The organism is Phytomonospora sp. NPDC050363, from assembly GCF_040655735.1.
GTDB lineage: Bacteria > Actinomycetota > Actinomycetes > Mycobacteriales > Micromonosporaceae > Phytomonospora.
This window is the reverse complement of record NZ_JBFAKK010000010.1, coordinates 33,777-51,625: the sequence shown is the minus strand read 5'-3', so window position 1 is coordinate 51,625 and position 17,849 is coordinate 33,777. Positions and strand designations below refer to the sequence as shown.

At 70.8% G+C, this 17,849-nt stretch carries 20 protein-coding genes; 6 read left to right on the top strand and 14 right to left on the bottom strand.

Translation table 11 applies throughout. From position 1 onward, the window contains the following. Nucleotides 1-146: 146 nt before the first annotated feature. The 4 genes from yajC to ruvC all read right to left on the bottom strand — a co-directional run bounded on the left by yajC (nt 147) and on the right by ruvC (nt 2,945). Nucleotides 147-551, bottom strand: coding sequence for a preprotein translocase subunit YajC (gene yajC, locus AB0I28_RS25540; protein ID WP_357497362.1), 405 nt, complete (start codon nt 549-551; stop codon nt 147-149). 164 nt (nt 552-715) lie between these two features. Beyond that, on the bottom strand, nt 716-1,822 hold the full coding sequence (gene ruvB / locus AB0I28_RS25535; protein ID WP_357497361.1) for a Holliday junction branch migration DNA helicase RuvB: 1,107 nt from the start codon (nt 1,820-1,822) through the stop codon (nt 716-718). Next, nucleotides 1,819-2,418 (bottom strand): Holliday junction branch migration protein RuvA, encoded by a 600-nt coding sequence (gene ruvA, locus AB0I28_RS25530; RefSeq protein WP_357497359.1) that lies wholly within the window; start codon nt 2,416-2,418, stop codon nt 1,819-1,821. Before ruvA ends, ruvB begins: the two co-directional genes overlap by 4 nt. Continuing rightward, nucleotides 2,415-2,945, bottom strand: a complete 531-nt coding sequence (gene ruvC / locus AB0I28_RS25525) for a crossover junction endodeoxyribonuclease RuvC (protein WP_357497357.1) — start codon at nt 2,943-2,945, stop codon at nt 2,415-2,417. Before ruvC ends, ruvA begins: the two co-directional genes overlap by 4 nt. Nucleotides 2,946-3,160: 215 nt before the next feature. Here ruvC and AB0I28_RS25520 point away from each other — a divergent pair, with 215 nt between their 5' ends. Then, the gene (locus AB0I28_RS25520; protein WP_357497355.1) at nt 3,161-3,919 is read left to right on the top strand and encodes a GNAT family N-acetyltransferase; all 759 of its coding nucleotides are present in this window, start codon (nt 3,161-3,163) and stop codon (nt 3,917-3,919) included. A 7-nt stretch (nt 3,920-3,926) separates the two neighbouring features. Here AB0I28_RS25520 and AB0I28_RS25515 read toward each other — a convergent pair whose 3' ends face one another. Then, nucleotides 3,927-4,553 (bottom strand): helix-turn-helix domain-containing protein, encoded by a 627-nt coding sequence (locus tag AB0I28_RS25515; RefSeq protein ID WP_357497353.1) that lies wholly within the window; start codon nt 4,551-4,553, stop codon nt 3,927-3,929. A 39-nt stretch (nt 4,554-4,592) separates the two neighbouring features. On the opposite strand from AB0I28_RS25515, the gene AB0I28_RS25510 reads away from it, so the two are divergent. Next, nucleotides 4,593-5,285: a hypothetical protein gene (locus AB0I28_RS25510; RefSeq protein WP_357497352.1), complete on the top strand. Its 693-nt coding sequence runs from the start codon at nt 4,593-4,595 to the stop codon at nt 5,283-5,285. An 18-nt stretch (nt 5,286-5,303) separates the two neighbouring features. Here AB0I28_RS25510 and AB0I28_RS25505 read toward each other — a convergent pair whose 3' ends face one another. The 4 genes from AB0I28_RS25505 to pdxT all read right to left on the bottom strand — a co-directional run bounded on the left by AB0I28_RS25505 (nt 5,304) and on the right by pdxT (nt 9,429). Beyond that, the gene (locus AB0I28_RS25505) at nt 5,304-6,593 is read right to left on the bottom strand and encodes an amidohydrolase (protein ID WP_357497350.1); all 1,290 of its coding nucleotides are present in this window, start codon (nt 6,591-6,593) and stop codon (nt 5,304-5,306) included. 532 nt (nt 6,594-7,125) lie between these two features. Next, the gene (locus tag AB0I28_RS25500; RefSeq protein WP_357497348.1) at nt 7,126-7,857 is read right to left on the bottom strand and encodes a hypothetical protein; all 732 of its coding nucleotides are present in this window, start codon (nt 7,855-7,857) and stop codon (nt 7,126-7,128) included. A gap of 185 nt (nt 7,858-8,042) precedes the next feature. Continuing rightward, nucleotides 8,043-8,801, bottom strand: coding sequence for a YebC/PmpR family DNA-binding transcriptional regulator (locus AB0I28_RS25495; RefSeq protein WP_357497346.1), 759 nt, complete (start codon nt 8,799-8,801; stop codon nt 8,043-8,045). A 7-nt stretch (nt 8,802-8,808) separates the two neighbouring features. Further along, nucleotides 8,809-9,429: a pyridoxal 5'-phosphate synthase glutaminase subunit PdxT gene (gene pdxT / locus AB0I28_RS25490; protein WP_357497344.1), complete on the bottom strand. Its 621-nt coding sequence runs from the start codon at nt 9,427-9,429 to the stop codon at nt 8,809-8,811. A 106-nt stretch (nt 9,430-9,535) separates the two neighbouring features. Here pdxT and AB0I28_RS25485 point away from each other — a divergent pair, with 106 nt between their 5' ends. The 3 genes from AB0I28_RS25485 (at nt 9,536) to AB0I28_RS25475 (ending at nt 11,089) form a co-directional block, all read left to right on the top strand. Then, nucleotides 9,536-10,009, top strand: coding sequence for a hypothetical protein (locus tag AB0I28_RS25485; protein ID WP_357497342.1), 474 nt, complete (start codon nt 9,536-9,538; stop codon nt 10,007-10,009). Between the two features lie 24 nt (nt 10,010-10,033). Beyond that, on the top strand, nt 10,034-10,468 hold the full coding sequence (locus AB0I28_RS25480; RefSeq protein WP_357497340.1) for a hypothetical protein: 435 nt from the start codon (nt 10,034-10,036) through the stop codon (nt 10,466-10,468). A gap of 207 nt (nt 10,469-10,675) precedes the next feature. After that, nucleotides 10,676-11,089 carry a hypothetical protein gene (locus AB0I28_RS25475; protein WP_357497338.1) on the top strand — a complete coding sequence of 138 codons (414 nt, stop codon included), beginning with the start codon at nt 10,676-10,678 and terminating at the stop codon, nt 11,087-11,089. Nucleotides 11,090-11,150: 61 nt separating this feature from the next. Here AB0I28_RS25475 and pdxS read toward each other — a convergent pair whose 3' ends face one another. The 5 genes from pdxS to pgsA all read right to left on the bottom strand — a co-directional run bounded on the left by pdxS (nt 11,151) and on the right by pgsA (nt 15,452). Beyond that, nucleotides 11,151-12,056, bottom strand: a complete 906-nt coding sequence (pdxS, locus tag AB0I28_RS25470) for a pyridoxal 5'-phosphate synthase lyase subunit PdxS (RefSeq protein WP_357497337.1) — start codon at nt 12,054-12,056, stop codon at nt 11,151-11,153. A gap of 123 nt (nt 12,057-12,179) precedes the next feature. Then, nucleotides 12,180-12,662: a hypothetical protein gene (locus AB0I28_RS25465; protein WP_357497335.1), complete on the bottom strand. Its 483-nt coding sequence runs from the start codon at nt 12,660-12,662 to the stop codon at nt 12,180-12,182. A gap of 45 nt (nt 12,663-12,707) precedes the next feature. Continuing rightward, nucleotides 12,708-13,868, bottom strand: coding sequence for a glycosyltransferase family 4 protein (locus AB0I28_RS25460; protein WP_357497333.1), 1,161 nt, complete (start codon nt 13,866-13,868; stop codon nt 12,708-12,710). Beyond that, nucleotides 13,865-14,806 carry a phosphatidylinositol mannoside acyltransferase gene (locus tag AB0I28_RS25455; RefSeq protein ID WP_357497331.1) on the bottom strand — a complete coding sequence of 314 codons (942 nt, stop codon included), beginning with the start codon at nt 14,804-14,806 and terminating at the stop codon, nt 13,865-13,867. Before AB0I28_RS25455 ends, AB0I28_RS25460 begins: the two co-directional genes overlap by 4 nt. A 7-nt stretch (nt 14,807-14,813) precedes the next feature. Then, on the bottom strand, nt 14,814-15,452 hold the full coding sequence (gene pgsA / locus AB0I28_RS25450) for a phosphatidylinositol phosphate synthase (RefSeq protein ID WP_357497329.1): 639 nt from the start codon (nt 15,450-15,452) through the stop codon (nt 14,814-14,816). Between the two features lie 205 nt (nt 15,453-15,657). Between pgsA and AB0I28_RS25445 the strand changes: the two genes are divergently transcribed. Then, nucleotides 15,658-17,820 (top strand): elongation factor G-like protein EF-G2, encoded by a 2,163-nt coding sequence (locus AB0I28_RS25445; protein ID WP_357497327.1) that lies wholly within the window; start codon nt 15,658-15,660, stop codon nt 17,818-17,820. Nucleotides 17,821-17,849 lie beyond the last annotated feature (29 nt).

Here is a 17,849-nt window from a genome sequence, read left to right as displayed (position 1 = left end):
CGCGCCTCCGCCTGTGAGGCGGAGTACGCGTCCGGCGTGCGTCTCGCGGTCACCGGCACGGGGGTGGCGCCTGGCCATGGGGGTGGACCGGCGAACGATGTGCTTCCATGTCGGACGCTACGGGCAGTAACCGTAGCGCGCCGGATTCAGTTCTTCTTCGGAGCTTCGTCGGGGTGCGCGGCGGTGTCGGCCGTGACCTCGTCGGCGGGCTCGTCGACCACGGCGGACTCTTCGACCTCATCGGCGGCGTCGCCGGCCGTTTCGGTGGGGAGCACTCGGCCGATCGCCTGACGTGCGAAAACGACCTGGACACCGTCGCTGATGTCGAGCGTCACGGTGTCGTCGTCGACGGACACGATGGTGCCGTGCAGGCCGCCGATGGTCACGATGCGCGAACCGGGGCCGGCTCCCTGCTGCATTTCCTGCTGCTCGCGCTGACGCTTCTTCTGGGGGCGGATCATGAAGAAGTACATCGCGACGAACATCAGGGCCAACAACCCGATGAGAATGAAGTTGTTGCCCCCGCCGGACTCACCTGCAGCTTGTAGCACGACTACCTTCCGAACGCACTCGACGATTACTAACGATCGCGGGAAGTCTAGTCGCTCGCCCGAACACGCTTTGAAGCGACACGGGTCACAGCTTCGCCACGATTACGGCAAGAGCACCCGGAGGGGATTCCATTCACCTATAGGACCGCTGCGGGCCACCGCCGTCAGCCGTTCGGGTCGTCTCCGAAAAGCTCGTCCTGCACGGCTCCGAACAGGCCCGACGGCGGGTTCTTGCCCAGGTGGCGCCAGCCGAGGGCGGTGGCGACCCGGCCCCGAGGGGTGCGCGCCAGCAGTCCCGCGCGGACCAGGAAGGGCTCGCAGACCTCTTCGACGGTGTCGGGCTGCTCCCCCACGGCGACCGCGAGGGTGTTGAGGCCCACGGGCCCGCCGCCGAAGGACTCGACGAGCGCCGAGAGCACCGCGCGGTCGAGGCGGTCGAGGCCGAGGTCGTCCACGTCGTAGACGGCCAGCGCGGCCTTGGCGACCTCAAGGGTGATGACGCCGTCGGCGCGGACCTGGGCGAAGTCGCGGACCCGCCGCAGCAGGCGGTTGGCGATGCGGGGTGTGCCCCGGGAGCGGCCGGCGATCTCGGTGGCGCCGTCGGGGCGGACGGGAACGTCGAGGATGCGAGCGGAGCGGGTGACGATGGCCTCGAGTTCGGCGGTGCCGTAGAAGTCGAGCTGGCCGACGAAGCCGAAGCGGTCGCGCAGCGGTCCGGTGAGCAGCCCCGAGCGGGTGGTGGCGCCGACGAGGGTGAAGGGTTCGAGGTCGAGGGGGATGGCGGTGGCGCCTGGCCCTTTGCCGACCATGACGTCGACGCGGAAGTCCTCCATGGCCGTGTAGAGCAGTTCCTCGGCGGGGCGGGCCATGCGGTGGATCTCGTCGATGAAGAGGACGTCGCCCGTGTTGAGGCTGGTGAGGACGGCGGCGAGGTCACCGGAGCGTTCGATGGCGGGGCCGGAGGTGGTGCGCAGGGAGGCGCCGAGTTCGGCGGCGACGATCATGGCCATGGTCGTCTTGCCGAGGCCGGGAGGGCCGGACAGGAGGATGTGGTCGGGCGGGGCGCCCCGGCCGGTGGCACCGGCGAGCAGCAGTTCGAGCTGTTCGCGAACGCGCATCTGGCCGATGAGCTCGTCGAGGCTTCGGGGGCGCACACCGCCCGCCTCGGCGTCGTCGTCGCCGGGCTGGACGCGGGCCGAGACCAGGCCTAGCTCTCCGCCGGTGTCGCCGTAGTCGCCGAACTCGACGATCTCGTCGAAGTCCTCGCTCATCGGGTCTTGCCCAGCAGCCGGATCGCCTGTTTCAGCAGGGCGGGGACGTCGGGGCGTTCCTCGGTGACGTCGTCGGCGAGGCGGGTGATGGCGCTCGCGGCGTCCTTCTGGGTCCAGCCGAGGGCGATGAGGCCCTGCTGGACCTGTTCGCGCCACTGCGGGCGGTATTCGCGGGCGGCGGGGGCCTCGCCGGTGACGGGACCGACGCGGTCCTTGAGTTCGAGGACCAGGCGTTCGGCGCCTTTCTTGCCGACCCCGGGGATCTGGGTGAGGGTGCGGGTGTCGCCGGTGGCGATGGCGCGGCGGACGGTGTCCGGCGGGTGCACGGCGAGCGCCGCCTGGGCGAGGCGGGGGCCGACGCCGCTGGCGGTCTGGAGGAGTTCGAACAGGTCGCGTTCGCTCGCGCCGGCGAAGCCGTAGAGGGTGAGCGAGTCCTCCCGCACGACGAGGCTGGTGTGGAGGGTCGTCTCGACGCCGACGGACAGTCCGGCGAGGGTGCCGGGCGTGGCGCGCACGGAGAATCCGACGCCGCCCACCTCCACCACGGCCGCGTCGGGGGCGAGGGCGAGCACCTGCCCGCGCACGCTGGCGATCACTGTCGTACTCCCGTTCTGGTGGTGTTCTGGGTGCCGCCGGTCAGGCGGGCCTTGGTGCCGCCGCGCCAGACGTGGCAGATGGCCAGGGCGATGGCGTCGGCGGCGTCGGCGGGTCTGGGCGCTTCGGTGAGCCGCAGGAGGCGGGTGACCATGGTGGTGACCTGGTTCTTGTCGGCGTCGCCGTAGCCGGTGACGGCGGCCTTGACCTCGCTGGGCGTGTAGGTCGTGACGGGGAGGCCGCGGCGGGCGCCGGCGAGCATGGCGACGCCGGATGCCTGGGCGGTGCCGATGACGGTGCTGACGTTGTGCTGGCTGAAGACGCGTTCGACGGCGACGGCGTCGGGTTCGTACTTGGTGAGCAGGGCGGTGAGTTTGCCCTCGATGGCCAGCAGGCGTTCGGCGAGTTCGGTGCCGGGGTCGGTGCGGATGACGCCGCCGACGATGAGGCGGCAGGTGCGTCCGGGCTCGCCTTCGACGATGCCGACGCCGCAGCGGGTGAGGCCGGGGTCGACGCCGAGTACGCGCACCTCGACCCCCTCCTTCGCACCGTTCGGTGCCACCGGCGCGCGGTGGCGTACACAGGTTCGATCCGCTTTGCTCGTGACCATACCCGTGGGGGCCGACATGGTCGCGTCCGACGCGCACCCCGTTGTCCTCGTTGCGATCGGCCGCGGAGTGGACTGAATCTCAACCTCGCCGGGCGCCATTGACGATCTTGGGCTTGAGGGTAAGGATCAGGATCGTGTCCATCTCTTACACCAAACTGCGCGGCTGCGACGCTGTCCGGGCCGCGTCGAACAACTCGCACTTCGTCGCGTGCTTCACCACCGGCGGCGACGACGGGTACGGGTACGCCGCGGACGGGGCGCTGGCCTGGGGCCGGGAGTTCCAGGGGCGCCGGATGCTGCTGGCCGACGGGGATCCGGAGGTCGCCGCGGCGCTGGTCGCGGCGGTCGTCGCCGAGGAGCCGCCGCAGCGGCTGAGCCTGCCGCGCGAGATCATGCTGCGCCTGCCCGAGCACCTCCGGCCGGCGCGCTTCGGTGAATGGCGCTGGTTCTACACCGACACCGCGCCCGAGCCGGTGCCCGGTGAGGAGCGCGCGACCTGGCTGCCGACCGACGAGGCCGGGCGGGCCGCGATCGAGGGGTTGCTCGACGAGGCATTTCCCGACGCCAGCACCCGCACCGGTGACGCTCAGGTGAAGTCGTGGTTCGGCGCCTACGGCGAGGACGGGACGACACCGGTCGGCTGCGGGGCGGTGTCCGGCCCGGCACCCGAGGTGCCGTTCCTGGCCTCGGTCGCCGTGCACCCGTCGGCGCGCCGGCAGGGGCTCGGCGCGGCGATGACGGCGTGGGCGACCCGGTCGCTGCTGGCGGCCGGGCATCCCTTCGTGGCGCTGGGGTCGATGGAGGGCGAGGAGGCCACCCACCGGTTGTACCGGCGTCTCGGCTACCGCGACACGCACGCGCTGATGTCGGGTTCACTGGAGCCGGTCGGCTAGATCGCCGTCAGGCGAGCAGTTCCCGGCCGAGCGCCGCGCCCCACCAGGCCTCGACGCGCTCGGCCGTCCAGCCGCGTTCGACGGTGAGCGTGGTGTACACGTCGATGTTGCAGACGGCGGCGTAGACGTCGACGGCCGTCCGGATGTCCAGGCCCGGCCGCAGGGTGCCCTTCGGCCAGGACAAGAAGACCTGTTCGCGGGTGCGGTCGCCGCGCCCGCGCCCATCGAGGTAGGCGGCGGCGAAGTCGGGGTCGGTGCGACCGGCTTCGCGGATGAGGGCGATGACGTCGCCCGCGCGCTCGAACAGCCGCCGGTCGTAGGCCGCCATCGCGGCGAGCTGGCGGCCGGGGCCGGCGGCGGGGTCTTCGAGTTCGTCGAGCTGCGCGCCGATGTCGGCGGCCAGGCCGGTCGAGTCGGCGAGCGCGCGCAGCAGCCCGGCCTTGTCTCCGTAGGCGGAGTAGACCGTCGGCACGGACACGCCCGCCTCCTTGGCGACGTCGCGCACGGTCGTGGCGGTCCATCCGTGCGCGACGAAGAGCCGCCGCGCTGCCTCGGCTATCCCGGCGCGCGTGAGCAGCGCCTGCTCGGTGCGGCGCAGCGAGTCGTACTTGCGGCGTTCTGGTTCCCGGCTCATCCCTTGACCTTTTGACTTTCCGCTTCGTATATTCAATATATGCCAAGTAAATTGAATACTCCGGAACTCGCCCGGAGCCACGGCCTCGCCGGTGTCGGCTTCGCCGCCCTGATCGTCCTCGGCAACGTCATCCTGGTTCCTGCCGGGATGCCCCGCACCGGTGCCGCGACCGGCGAGGTCCTGGCCTTCTTCACCGCGGAGAGGCCCGCCGTCGCCGTCGTCACCGCGCTCACCCCCCTCGCCTGGGCACTGGCCGCGCTGTTCGGCGCAGGCGCGGTCCGGGCGCTGTGGGAGGCCGAACGAGAGGCCCGCCAGGCCTGGGCACTCGCCGGCTTCGCCGGGATCCTCCTCCAGAACACGCTGTTCGCCGGGGTGGTCGCACTCCGGCTCGCGCTCGCGTCGACCAGTCACGGAGAGGACGCGGCGCAGGCCCTGTGGGCCCTGCACGACGCACTCTTCGCCCTCAACGGGACCTTCCTCGCCCTGGCCATGACCGGACTGTCCCTGGCGGGGCTGCGCGCCCGGATCATCCCCCGCTGGCACGCCGTCCTCGGCCTGCTCGGCGCCGCGCTCCAGTTCTCCTCGGCGACGCTGGCGTTCTGGGTCGTCGACGAGCCGGGCCCGCTGGGGCTGCTCGGCCTGACCGGCTGGCTGCTGTGGGTCCTCTGGATCGTCGTGTACGGCCTCACCCTCGCGCGTCTGACGCCGTGGCGGCGACCGGCCGCGGCCTGAGGCCGTCGGCACAGGCGGTCATGTGGACGCGGGCTGGATCCGGCCGGTGAGATGGTCGACCGCCACCGTCGCGTGCAGCCGCGCGCCGATCGGGAGCACGGCGTCGTCGGCGTAGAAGGCCGGGTTGTGGTTGAACACCATCCCGCGTCCACCCTCGACCGGGACTATGCCCTCGGGCGTCAGTTCGACCTCTTGGCAGCCGAGGCCGACGTACAGCCCGCCGTACTTGTTGACGAACACCGAGACGTCGTCGTAGCCGAGCCCGGGCTCCATGGCGATCGCGCGGTCCTCCCCCACCACCCGCCTGAGCGTCGGCAGGGCCGCCTCGACCCAGGCCGGCTCGTTGTGCACCGCGGGGATCTCGACCGGGAAGTCGACCTCCGCCGCCGCGCCGTGGGCCTGCGCGTAACCGGCGACCATGCGCCGCATCGCGTCCTGAAGGCCCGCCATGTCCTTCTCGACCGTGGCTCGGATGGTGCCCAGCAGGGTCGCCTGGGCGCCGATGATGTTGAACCGGCCCACGTCCTCGACGTGGCCGATGGTGACCGTGAACGGGTCGGAAGCCGGGAACTGCCGGTACAGCTGCCCGCAACCGGTGATGACCTCCGCCGCCACCGGCAGCGGGTCGATGCCCTCCCACGGGGTCGAGCCGTGGACCTGCTTGCCGTGGATCACGATCCGGACGGTGCACGAGGCCGCGTACTGGTTGCCCACCTTGTAGCCGATCACCCCGACCGGAAGTGGCCCCACGTGGTGCCCGTACACCATGGTCGGCTCCGGGTCGGCGAGCGCGCCCTCGGCCTCCATCTGCGCGGCGCCGCCGGGTTCACCGAGCGGCGGCCCCTCCTCGGCGGGCTGGAACACGAACAGCACCGTCCCGGGCAGCTCCGCCTTGAGCTGGGTGAGAACGCTCGCGGCGCCCATGAGCATCGCGGTGTGGCAGTCGTGGCCGCAGGCGTGGGCGACGGGAAACGGTCCGCCCGGGTAGTCCTCGTCGACGACGGTCGAGGCGAAGTCGACGCCGGAGGTCTCCTTGACGGGCAGCGCGTCGAAGTCCGCCCGGAGCGCCATGACCCTGTCGCCCGGAAGGCCGCCGCGGAGCACGCCCACCACGCCGTGCCCGGCGATGCCGGTGCGGACCTCGTCCAGGTTCAGGGAGCGCAGGTGCTCGGTGATCTTCCGGGCGGTCCGGGCCTCGCGGTTCGACAGCTCCGGGTGCCGGTGCATGTCATGGCGCCAGGCCGTCATCGGCTCGCCGAGCGCCTCGGCCAGCGCGTCGATGCGGGCGTAGATCGGGTCGTCCCCCATGGCGGTTCCCCCTCCGCTGGGCGCCCCGGCGGGCCGGAACGCACCCCGACGCTACCGCCGGTCCACCGACGCCGGGCGCTTTCGCGCAGGCGGCGGGATCGGAGGGCCCGATGAGGCCGGTGGGACAGACGCAAAGCGGCCCCCGGGAGCTTTTCCCGGCTCCCGGGGGCCTTGCACCACCCGTACCGCGCCTCGCTTTTAACCGGTCCGGTCAGGCGTCACATCACATCGCGCTCTACCGTTGAAGCTACCGGGCCAGGAGGAGACCCAGACGGGAGTCGAACCCGCAACCTCGATGATGAAGCCGGAACGGGGTCGTCCGGCGCCGGGTGGCAATGCTGAAGCTAGAGCGAGAATCTGAGTTTGAGCGGCTTGCCTCTGCCAATTGGGCCACCCCGCCAGGTGAGGCGGGGGGCGGAATCGAACCGCCATCTCTACCGCGTTTCAGATGTGAGACTCATTTTCAGCTTGCGCTCTCGCGCACCCCGGCGCGCCCTGGACGAAGCCAGCGGCGCCGGGGGGTTCTGGTCGGCTACCGCAACAGGTAGCCGAAGACCTTGTCGCCGACCTTGCGGTCGAGCAACTCGGTGTTGTTGGCCTCCTCACGGGCGAACTTGACCGCGTGCTGGAGCTTCTCGATCCGCTCGATCAGGACCGAGACGCGCTTGGCGGGAAGGGCACCGGAGAACTTGACGGTCGTCCAGTAGCCGATCGCGACGTCCTCGAAGTACACGTCGACCTGCGCCGGGTGCTTCTCGGTCGCCTCGGCCTTGACGTGGTTGAACGGCACCTTCTTGGTGCGGACCGTGCGCACCGGCTCGGTCGACCAGCAGTCGGCGGAGTCGTTGAAGACCCACGACTCGGAGTTGTCGAGCACCGGGAGCTTGCGCACGAAGGCGTGCAGCTCGGTGAGCTGCTTCTCCAGGAAGAGCAGGTAGGTCACCGGCACGCCCGACAGCAGCACCTCGTCGCCGACGACCACGTCGGCCGTGGCGACGCTGTTGGTGGCGTCCTTCGAGGCGGTCACGTCGAACAGGCGGGTCAGGCTCGCGCCCAGCCCCTTCAGGATCTCGTCGGCGCGCACCTGGACCCGGGTGGACTCCGGCGGCAGCTGCTCGCCCTCCTCGTCCTTGGCCTGGTAGGTGCGGGCGATACCGGAGAGGAGCGCGGGCTTGTGCACCTCGCGCTGGGCGTCGGCGAGCTCCTGGGCGGACTTCGCCTTGACGCTCTTCTCGACGGCGATGATCTGGTTGAGCTTTGCCATGGACCGAACCGTAGAGGGCCCGCGCAACCCCCGGCAATCCGTTATGCCGCAACGATCACCGAAGCCGCGGCCGGGCCATCGCCGCGCGTCGTCGACGAACCGGTCCTCCTCGAACCGGCCATGCGGGCGAGAAACGACCGACGGCCCCCGGGAGACCGGGGGCCGTCGGCGAAGAACGGGGAGGGTCAGTCCTCCTCGAGTTCCTTGGCGACCTCGTCGGAGACGTCCATCGAACTCCAGACGTTCTGCACGTCGTCGGAGTCCTCAAGGGCGTCGATCAGCTTGATCACCTTGCGCGCGCCGTCCAGGTCGACCGGGACCGTCACGCTCGGCACGAAGCTCGCCTCGGCGGAGTCGTAGTCCAGACCGGAGTCCTGGAGCGCCTTGCGGACCGGGACCAGGTCGGTCGCCTCGCTGATGACCTCGAAGGAGTCGCCGAGGTCGTTGACCTCTTCGGCGCCCGCGTCGAGGACCGCCAGGAGCAGGTCGTCCTCGGTGAGGCCGTCGGACTTCGGGACGATCACCACGCCCTTGCGGGTGAACATGTACGAGACGCTGCCCGGGTCGGCGAGGTTGCCGCCGTTGCGGGTCAGGCCGACGCGCACCTCCGCCGCCGCGCGGTTGCGGTTGTCGGTCAGGCACTCGATGAGCACCGCGACACCGCCGGGGGCATAGCCCTCGTACATGATCGTCATGTACTCGGCGCCGCCCGCCTCAAGGCCCGAACCGCGCTTGACCGCGCGGTCGATGTTGTCGTTGGGAACCGAGCTCTTCTTGGCCTTCTGGATGGCGTCGTAGAGCGTGGGGTTGCCCGTCGGGTCGCCACCGCCCGTGCGGGCCGCGACCTCGATGTTCTTGATGAGCTTGGCGAACATCTTGCCGCGCTTGGCGTCGACGACGGCCTTCTTGTGCTTGGTGGTGGCCCATTTGGAGTGGCCGCTCATGGTTCCCCTATTCGTCCGCGCTGCCGATCAGTACGCCCCGCGCCAGGTCAACGAAGGCTTCATGCACACGCAGATCCCCGGTGACCTCCGGATGGAACGCGGTCGCCATCACCCGGCCCTGGCGCACCGCGACGATCCTACCGTCCGCCGGTCCGCCCTCGATACGCCCGAGCACCTCGACCTGCGGACCGACCTCCTCGGCCCAGGGGGCGCGGATGAACACGGTACGAAACGGCCGCCCCTCGATGCCGGTCAAGACGACGTCGGTCTCGAAGGAGTCGACCTGCCTGCCGAAGGCGTTGCGCCGCACGACCATGTCGATACCGCCGAAGGTCTGCTGGTCGGGCCGCCCGTCGAGGACGGAGGCGCCCAGCATGATCATCCCCGCGCAGGAGCCGTAGGCGGGCATCCCCTCGGCGATCCGCTTGCGGATGGGCTCCAGCAACCCGAAGTCGACCGACAGCTTGCTCATCGTCGTCGACTCGCCGCCCGGGACGACCAGGGCGTGCACCGACTCCAGCTCGTCGGCCCGCCGGACCGGCCGGGCGAGCACGCCTAGTTCGGCGAGGGCGAGCAGGTGCTCGCGCACGTCGCCCTGAAGGGCCAGGACACCGATAGTGAGATCCACACCCGCAGCCTACGCAGGGGGCCCGTGCGCGCCTCCCCGGGCTGCGCTCTGTTGTGCGACCCGCTACCCTGCCACATCAGCGAGTGTCCATCTACAAGGAGCGGTCATGGCCAAGACTTACAACCCGATGCCTAAGCAGGCGAAGGTCGCTCGCGCGTTCCTGTGGGTACAGGGCGTCGCGGTGCTGCTCCTTACCGGTGTCGTCGCCTGGCCGGTCGTGACCGGGCTCGGTGAGATCTCGAACTTCGAGAAGTTCCTCGTTCACGTCCTCGGCGTCCCCGCCGGTGTCGCCGTTCCCGACAAGGTGCCCGCCTTCGTCCGCGAGCAGCACTGGCAGGTCGTGGCCGCCGCCGGTGTCGCCGCACTGCTGTGGCTGCTGTTCGGCCTGCTCATGCGCACCCAGAAGCGCATCCTGTGGCTGCTGATCCTGATCGGCGAGTTCGCGCTCATCGTCGGCAACATCGCCGCCATCTGGGTGATCGACGCCCCCGTCTACGGCGCGGTGCTCGGCCTGATCATGCCGATCGTCGTCGCCGGGAACCTTCTCGCGCGCATCTGCCGCAGGTGGTTCCACCACTAAACCCACCGAAGGAAAGTGCCCGCAATGATGCCCCAGAACGCCCCCGCCCCCAAGAAGCCCGGCCAGGTCCTGGCCGTCCAGATCATCTTCTGGATCCAACTCGGTCTCGGCCTGTGCATCGGTGGCCTCGCCGCCCTCGGCGGCGCCGCCGTCGGCTCCCTCAGCGACGCCGAACTCGCCGACGCCGGTGTCTCGACCTCGGACGTCCCCCTCATCATGACCGCGGCGATCGTCACGATCATCAGCTCGCTCGTGGCCGGGTACCTGGCCTTCATGGTCCCCAGCCGCAAGAAGTGGGTCCGCACCGCCGGCCTGATCCTGGTGGCCGTCACGCTCGCCGGCAACATCGTCTCGGTTCTGATCCAGCCCGGCGCCAGCTCGTTCGTGTCGTTCGTGCTGCCGATCGTGCTCATCGTGCTGCTGGTGAGCCGGCCCGCCAAGGAATGGTTCACCGAATAGCACCAAGCGCCCGCCCGTGAACCGGTCAGGACACCGGTCACGGGCGGGCGACGTGTAACGGAGCCTCGCCGGAATCGTCGCCCGCGGCCTTCGTCGCCGTCCTTGCCGAGCTCGCCCGCGATCTCTCCGCGGCACCTGACGCCGAACAGAGGAGGCGCGCGAACCCTTGCGCCCCTTATCCTCGGCGATACGGAAAAGGGGGTGCGCATGGCGCTCCACGACGATTCCCACCCCTGGCCGGTCTCCCTCGCCCGGCTCGTCCTGTGGGTCCAGGCGGCCATCAGTTTGCTCTCGACGTGCGTGCTCGCGGCCTTGTGGAACGGCCTGGCCGGGGGCGGGTTCCCCAACGGACTGATCGCGGTCCTGCTGTCGGCCCTCCTGACCGCCGCCGTCGCCGACATCGCCTCCGCCAAACGGCTCGGCTCGCGAAGCAGAAGCGCCCGGTACCTCGCGATCACCGTCCAGACGCTCACCATGGCCGCCATGGCACTGGCCCTCGTCGCCGCCCAGAACGCCGGCTCGGGCGGGCTGATCTGTCTGTGCGCACTCGTGTTCGGACTGGCGCTGACGGTGGTCCTCGGGCTAAGCAGGCCGAGCGCGCGGAGCTGGCTGATCTACTGAGGGCGCCGGGCACGCGGAAGGGCGGCCCCTTTCGGGACCGCCCTCGACACTGCGGGATCGGCTACCAGCCGCGCTTGGCGAACTGCTCCGACTCCGGCAGGGTGCTCACGTTGATGCCGACCATGGCCTCACCGAGTCCGCGGGAGACCTTGGCGATCACGTCGGGGTCGTCGTGGAAGGTCGTGGCCTGGACGATCGCGCCGGCCCGCTTGACCGGGTCGCCGGACTTGAAGATGCCCGAACCGACGAACACGCCCTCGGCGCCCAGCTGCATCATCATCGCCGCGTCGGCGGGGGTGGCGATGCCGCCGGCGGTGAACAGCACCACCGGGAGACGGCCGGAGCCGGCGATCTCGGCGACGAGCTCGTAAGGCGCGCGCAGCTCCTTGGCCGCGGCGTAGAGCTCGGTCTCGTCGAGGGTCGACAGGCGGCGGATGTCGGCGCGGATCTGGCGCATGTGGCGGGTCGCCTCGATGACGTTGCCGGTACCGGCCTCGCCCTTCGAGCGGATCATCGCCGCGCCCTCGGAGATGCGGCGCAGGGCTTCGCCGAGGTTCGTCGCACCGCACACGAACGGAACGGTGAACGGCCACTTGTCGATGTGGTTGGCCTCGTCGGCCGGAGAGAGCACCTCGGACTCGTCGACGTAGTCGACGCCGAGGGACTGGAGGACCTGGGCCTCCACGAAGTGGCCGATGCGGGCCTTGGCCATGACGGGGATCGAGACGGCGCTGATGATGCCGTCGATCATGTCGGGGTCGCTCATCCGGGCGAGACCGCCCTGCGCGCGAATGTCGGCCGGGACGCGCTCAAGGGCCATGACCGCGACCGCACCCGCGTCCTCGGCGATCTTCGCCTGATCGGGGGTGACGACGTCCATGATCACGCCGCCCTTGAGCATGTCGGCCATGCCTCGCTTGACCCGGGCGGTACCGGTGGTCGCGGTGCTGCTGTCGTCGGTGGACACTCGGTCGCACTCCTCGGCTTGAGATTGGGGGTGTGGGAACACCTCCATCGTACTTCTTGATCTAGGTCACTCCGCCTGGCCAATCAGGGGGACATTGGCCACTCTCTGCGCAGGTGCCGGGGGTCACACCGGGTCGTCGATGTCGAAGAATCGGGGCTCGGGATGGCGCCTGGCGAGACCGAAGACACGGACCATCCGGCGCCAGCGGCTCGACCGGGCGTCGCGCACGACGTCGCTGTGCAGCTGCCGGGCGATCGACAGCCGGCGGTTGGCCCGCAGCACGGCGGCCAGTTCGGGCGCGTCGGGTGACAGGGGCAGCTCCCGCAGGACCCGGGTGAGGTCGTTCTGGGTGTCCTCGCGCTGCCCGTCGACCGATTCGAGGGCGGCCCGCGCGGCCGCGTCGAGCGCGTCGGCGTAGCGGCCCAGCGTGGGACGCTCCTTCGACGCCAGCGCGGCAGCCGCCAGGGCTCGCGCGGTCAGTTTTCCGTCGAGGGCCTCACGCGCCGCCGCCGAGCGCCGGTGCAGGCGTTCCACCCGCGTCGCCGTCCAGGTCAGGTAGGTCGACGCGAGGACGATCAGCGCGACGACTCCCACCACCCACCACATGGCGGCTGATCGTAACGGATCGCGTCGCCCCGCGCCGACGCGTGGTCAGTCGCTCTGCGCTCGCTCCAGGGCCTTGTCGTCACCGGTGACGACCCCTCCACTGGCCTCGATGGCGGCCTCGTAGACGTCGAGGATCTGTCCGGCCAGGACCGGCCAGTCGTAGGCGGTCACGACGCGTTCGCCGTGTTCGACGTAGCGGGCGCGCAACTCGGGGTCGTCGAGCAGGTCGCCGGCCTGCTGCGCGAGGCCCTTCGGGTCGCCGACGGGGAAGAGCGCGCCGGCGGTGCCGTCGTCGAGGACCCGGCGGAAGGCGTCGAGGTCGCTGGCCACGATCGCCGTCCCGGCGGCCATGGCCTCGGTGAGGATCATGCCGAAGGACTCGCCGCCGGTGTTGGGGGCGACGTAGATGTCGACGCTGCGGAGCATCCGCGCCTTGGTCTCCTCGCTGACCATGCCGAGGAACTCGATGCGGGAGGCGATGTCGGCGGGCAGCCCCGCGACGGCCTCGTTGGGATCGCCGCGCCCGGCGACGAGCATCCGCAGGCCCGGGCGCTCGGCCGCGAGGATGGCGAAGGCGTCGCGCATGATCGCGAAACCCTTGCGCGGTTCGGTGAAGCGGCCGAGGAAACCGATCGCGCCGCCCTCGCCGGGCCAGCCGTCGAGGGGTTCGGCGCCGGCGAAGTGGCGGATGGTGACGCCGTTGGGGATCTCCACGCCGCCGCCGTCGAGGTGCTCGACCTGCACCCGGCGGGCGAGGGCGCTGACGACGATGCGGGCACTGATCTTCTCCAGCACGAGCTGGGCGATGGCGTGCCCGGCGGCGAGGATCCGCGAACGCGTCATGGCGGTGTGGAAGGTCGCCACGACCGGGCCGCGAGCGGCCACGACCGCCAGCAGGGAGAGGCTGGGAGTCAGCGGCTCGTGGACGTGCAGGACGTCGAAGCGGCCCTGGTAGAGCCAGCGGAGCACCCGCGTGGCCGAGATGGGCCCGAAGGAAAGGCGCGCGACCGATCCGTTGTAGCGGACCGGGACGGCCTTCCCGGCGGGCACGACGTAGGACGGCAGCTTCGGGTCGTCGCGGTCCGCGGGCGCGAGGACGCTCACCTCGTGCCCGAGGTCGATGAGCGCGTCGGCGAGGTCGCGGATGTGGAACTGAACGCCGCCGGGCACCTCGAAGGAGTACGGGCTGACGATCCCGATCTTCACGCGGGCTCCTGACCCCGTCCGGCGCTCTGGGGCACTCCCCCGTCCGGGCCGGCCGCGGGCGAGTCGAGCCACATCCGCTGGAGCATGTGCCAGTCGGCGGGGTTGGCGGCGATCCCGGCGGCGAAGTCGTCGGCGATGTACTGGGTGATCGCGGCGACCCGCTCGGTCTGGGTGCCCTCGGTGGGGATCGGGACCGGGCCCTTGAGCGCCCCGCAACTGCGGTCGGCCTCGTTCCACATGTTCACCGTGTAGATCGGCGCTCCCGTGCGCAGCGCGAGCAGCGCGGGGCCGGCCGGCATGCGGGTGCGGCCGCCGAAGAAGCTGACCTCGACACCGCGGGCCGACAGGTCCCGGTCGCCCAGGAGCGGAACGATGTGCCGGTCGGCGACGGCCTCGGCGAGCAGGTCGATGGGGGCGCGCTCGCCGCCGGCGTGCGGGACGATCGTCATGCCGAGCGAGCGGCGGAAGTCGAGGAAGCGCTCGTAGACGGCCTCGGGCTTGAGGCGCTCGGCGACGGTCGTCAGCGGCCAGCCCCGGGCGCAGACCCAGGCTCCGGCCAGGTCCCAGTTGCCGGCGTGCGGGAGGGCGACGATGATGCCCTTGCCCTCGGCGCGGTGGACGTCGAAGACCTCGCAGCCCTTCAGGTCGAAGCGGCGCAGGAGTTCGGTCTTGTCCATCGTCGGCAGGCGGAAGGCCTCCAGCCAGTAGCGCGCGTAGGAGCGCATGCCGTCGCGGACGAGCAGGTCCAGCCGCTCGTCGGGGACGCTGTCGCCGACAACGCGGCGGAGGTTTCCCCGCAGCCGCTCGACGGACCTGCCGCGCTTGCGGGCGGCGCGGTCGGCGCCGGCGCGAAACAGCGCGGCGGCGATCGGCTCCGGCATGGCCCGCACCAGGCGCCAGGCGGCGCCGTAGGACCATTCGACGAGTTTGTCCTTCACCGTGCGCTCACCGCTCCTTCTCGACGCGGCCGACGGATTCACCGACGAGCTGCTCCCTGACGTGCAGGACCCGTTGTACCACCGTGACCACGCTCAGGGCCGCCAGGAGCCACAGGACGACCTCAAGGGCGTAGGGCACGCCCAGGCCCGCCAGGAGGGTGCCCACGGCGATGATGAGGAGGCGTTCAGGGCGTTCGGCGATGCCGACCGAGCAGTCGGCGCCGAGGCTCTCGGCGCGCGCTTTCGCGTAGGACACGACCTGCGCGGCGACCAGGCACAGCAGCGCCGCCGCGGCGGCGCGCTCCTGCCCCTCGGACAGCAGCCAGAAGGCCACGGAGCCGAAGATCGCGCCGTCGGCGATCCGGTCCATGGTCGAGTCGAGGTAGGCGCCGAAGCGGTTGGTGACGCCTTTGACGCGGGCCATGGCACCGTCGACCATGTCGGTGCACGCAGAGAGGGTCACGACCACCAGGCCGCTGAGAAGGTATCCGCGCGCGACGAGCGCCACGGAACCGGTGATCACGCCGAGGGTGCCGATCACGGTCACCGCGTTCGGGGTCACGCCGACTCTGACCAGGAACCTGCCGAGGGGGTCGATGATCCGCGCCATGAAGGCCCTGCCGACCGTGTTGAAGCTCTTCGCCATGCCGCCAATCTCCACCGGGCCCGCCGGCGCCCGGTTCGGACAAGTCGAGACGGCCCACGCGCTCCACCACGATAGCGGTCGGCGCCCTCGGCACTGATCCCACTCTCCCGGTTACCGTGCGACACGCCGCGTCGGACTTGTGCTCGCTGTCCTGCGGGTGTGTGATCGAGGTTCCATAACTTCACCTCTCCACGAGGAGGCCGCCATGGGCAAATCAGCAGGCAAGCCTCAAGAGAAGGGGGTCACCGGTCCCGCGCCGGTGGTGAACGAGCCCGGCAAGGTACGCAACGTGGTCGTGGTCGGGCATTCCGGGGTCGGGAAGACGACCCTCGTGGAGGCCCTCCTCGCGGCCACCGGCACGATCGACCGGGCCGGGACGATCACCGACGGAACCACGACCTGTGACACCGACCCGGCGGCGGTCAAGCAGCAGCGTTCGGTGACGCTGTCCTGCGCACCGATCGTGTTCGACGGCGTGAAGATCAACCTCCTGGACACTCCCGGTTACGCCGACTTCGTCGGCGAGCTGCGGGCCGGTCTGCGCGCCGCCGACGCGGCGGTGTTCGTCGTGTCGGCCGTGGACGGCATGGACGCCGCGACGCAGTCCCTGTGGGAGGAGTGCGCGATGGTCGACATGCCTCGCGCTGTCGCCGTCACCCGCCTCGACCACCCTCGCGCCGACCTCGACGAGACCGTGGCCCTGTGCCGGCGGGTCTTCGGCGAGGGCGTGCAGCCGCTCTACCTCCCCCTGCACGACGACACCGGTGAGCAGATCGCCGGGCTGATCGGCCTGCTCACCCAGAAGGTCTACGACTACAGCGAGGGCTACCCCCCGACCGTTCGCGAACCCGACCCCGAGCACGAGTCGGCCATCGCCGAGGCCCGCGGCGGGCTCATCGAGGGCATCATCGCCGAGAGCGAGGACGAGTCGCTCATGGACCGCTACCTCGGCGGCGAGGAGATCTCCGTCGAGACGCTCGTCGACGACCTCGAGACCGCCGTGGCGCGCGGCACCTTCCACCCGGTGATCCCGGTCAACGCGCCCAGCCTCGTCGGTCTCGACGCGCTCCTGGAGGTCATCACCCAGGGGTTCCCCTCTCCCCTGGAACACGAAGTGCCGCCGGTGACGACGGTCGACGGCGACCCGGTCGCGCCGCTGACCTGCGATCCCGACGGGCCACTGGTCGCCGAGGTCGTCAAGACCACGATCGACCCCTACGTCGGGCGCGTCTCGCTCGTGCGGGTCTTCTCCGGCACGCTCACACCGGAGTCGGTGGTGCACATCAGCGGGCACGGTCTCGGCGAGCGCGGCCATCCCGACCACGACGCCGACGAGCGGGTCGCGCACATCTTCACGCCGCTGGGCTCGTCGCTGCACGGAGTGCCGCACTGCCTGGCGGGCGACATCTGCGCGATCACGAAGTCGGGCAGCGCGGAGACGGGCGACACGATCTCCCTCAAGGAGAATCCGCTGCTCATCGCCCCCTGGCACATGCCGGAGCCGCTGCTTCCGGTGGCGGTGGTGGCCAAGACGCGCTCCGACGAGGACGCGCTCGCCAAGAACCTGGGGCGCCTGGTCGCCGGGGATCCGACACTGCGCCTTGAACGCAACGCCGAGACCCACCAGATCGTGCTGTGGTGCATGGGCGAGGCGCACGCCGACGTGGTCCTCGACCGTCTGCGCGCCGGGGGCGTCGACCTCGACACGGAGCCGGTGCGGGTGGCGCTGCGGGAGACGTTCACGGCAGGCGCTCAAGGCCACGGCCGGCACGTGAAGCAGTCGGGCGGGCACGGCCAGTACGGCGTGTGCCGCATCGAGGTGGAGCCGCTCCCGCGAGGGGGCGGTTTCGAGTTCGTCGACAAGATCGTCGGCGGGGTGGTGCCGCGCCAGTTCATCCCGAGTGTGGAGAAGGGCGTGCTCGCGCAGATGCGGCGCGGCCTCGACTCCGGGTACCCGGTCGTCGACATCCGGGTGCGGCTGGTGGACGGCAAGGCGCACTCGGTCGACTCCTCCGACGCGGCGTTCCAGAGCGCCGGCGCGCTGGCCCTGCGCGACGCGGCCGAGTCGGCGCAGATCACGGTGCTCGAACCGGTCGACGAGGTGCGCATCAGGGTCCCGGAGATGTACGTCGGGACGGTGATGGGCGACCTGTCGAGCCGTCGCGGGCGGGTGCTGGGCACCGCGGCGGAGAGCGACCGCACGGTGATCAGCGCCGAGGTCCCGGCGATCGAGCTGGTGCGCTATCTGATCGAGTTGCGTGCGATGACCTCGGGGACGGGATCGTTCACGCGGGAGTTCGCGCGCCACGAGCCGATGCCGGCGCATCTGGCCGACCAGGTCCGCAAGGAGGCCGGTTCGGAAGGGTGAGCCCGGGAAGGGGGCGCGCAACCGTCGCG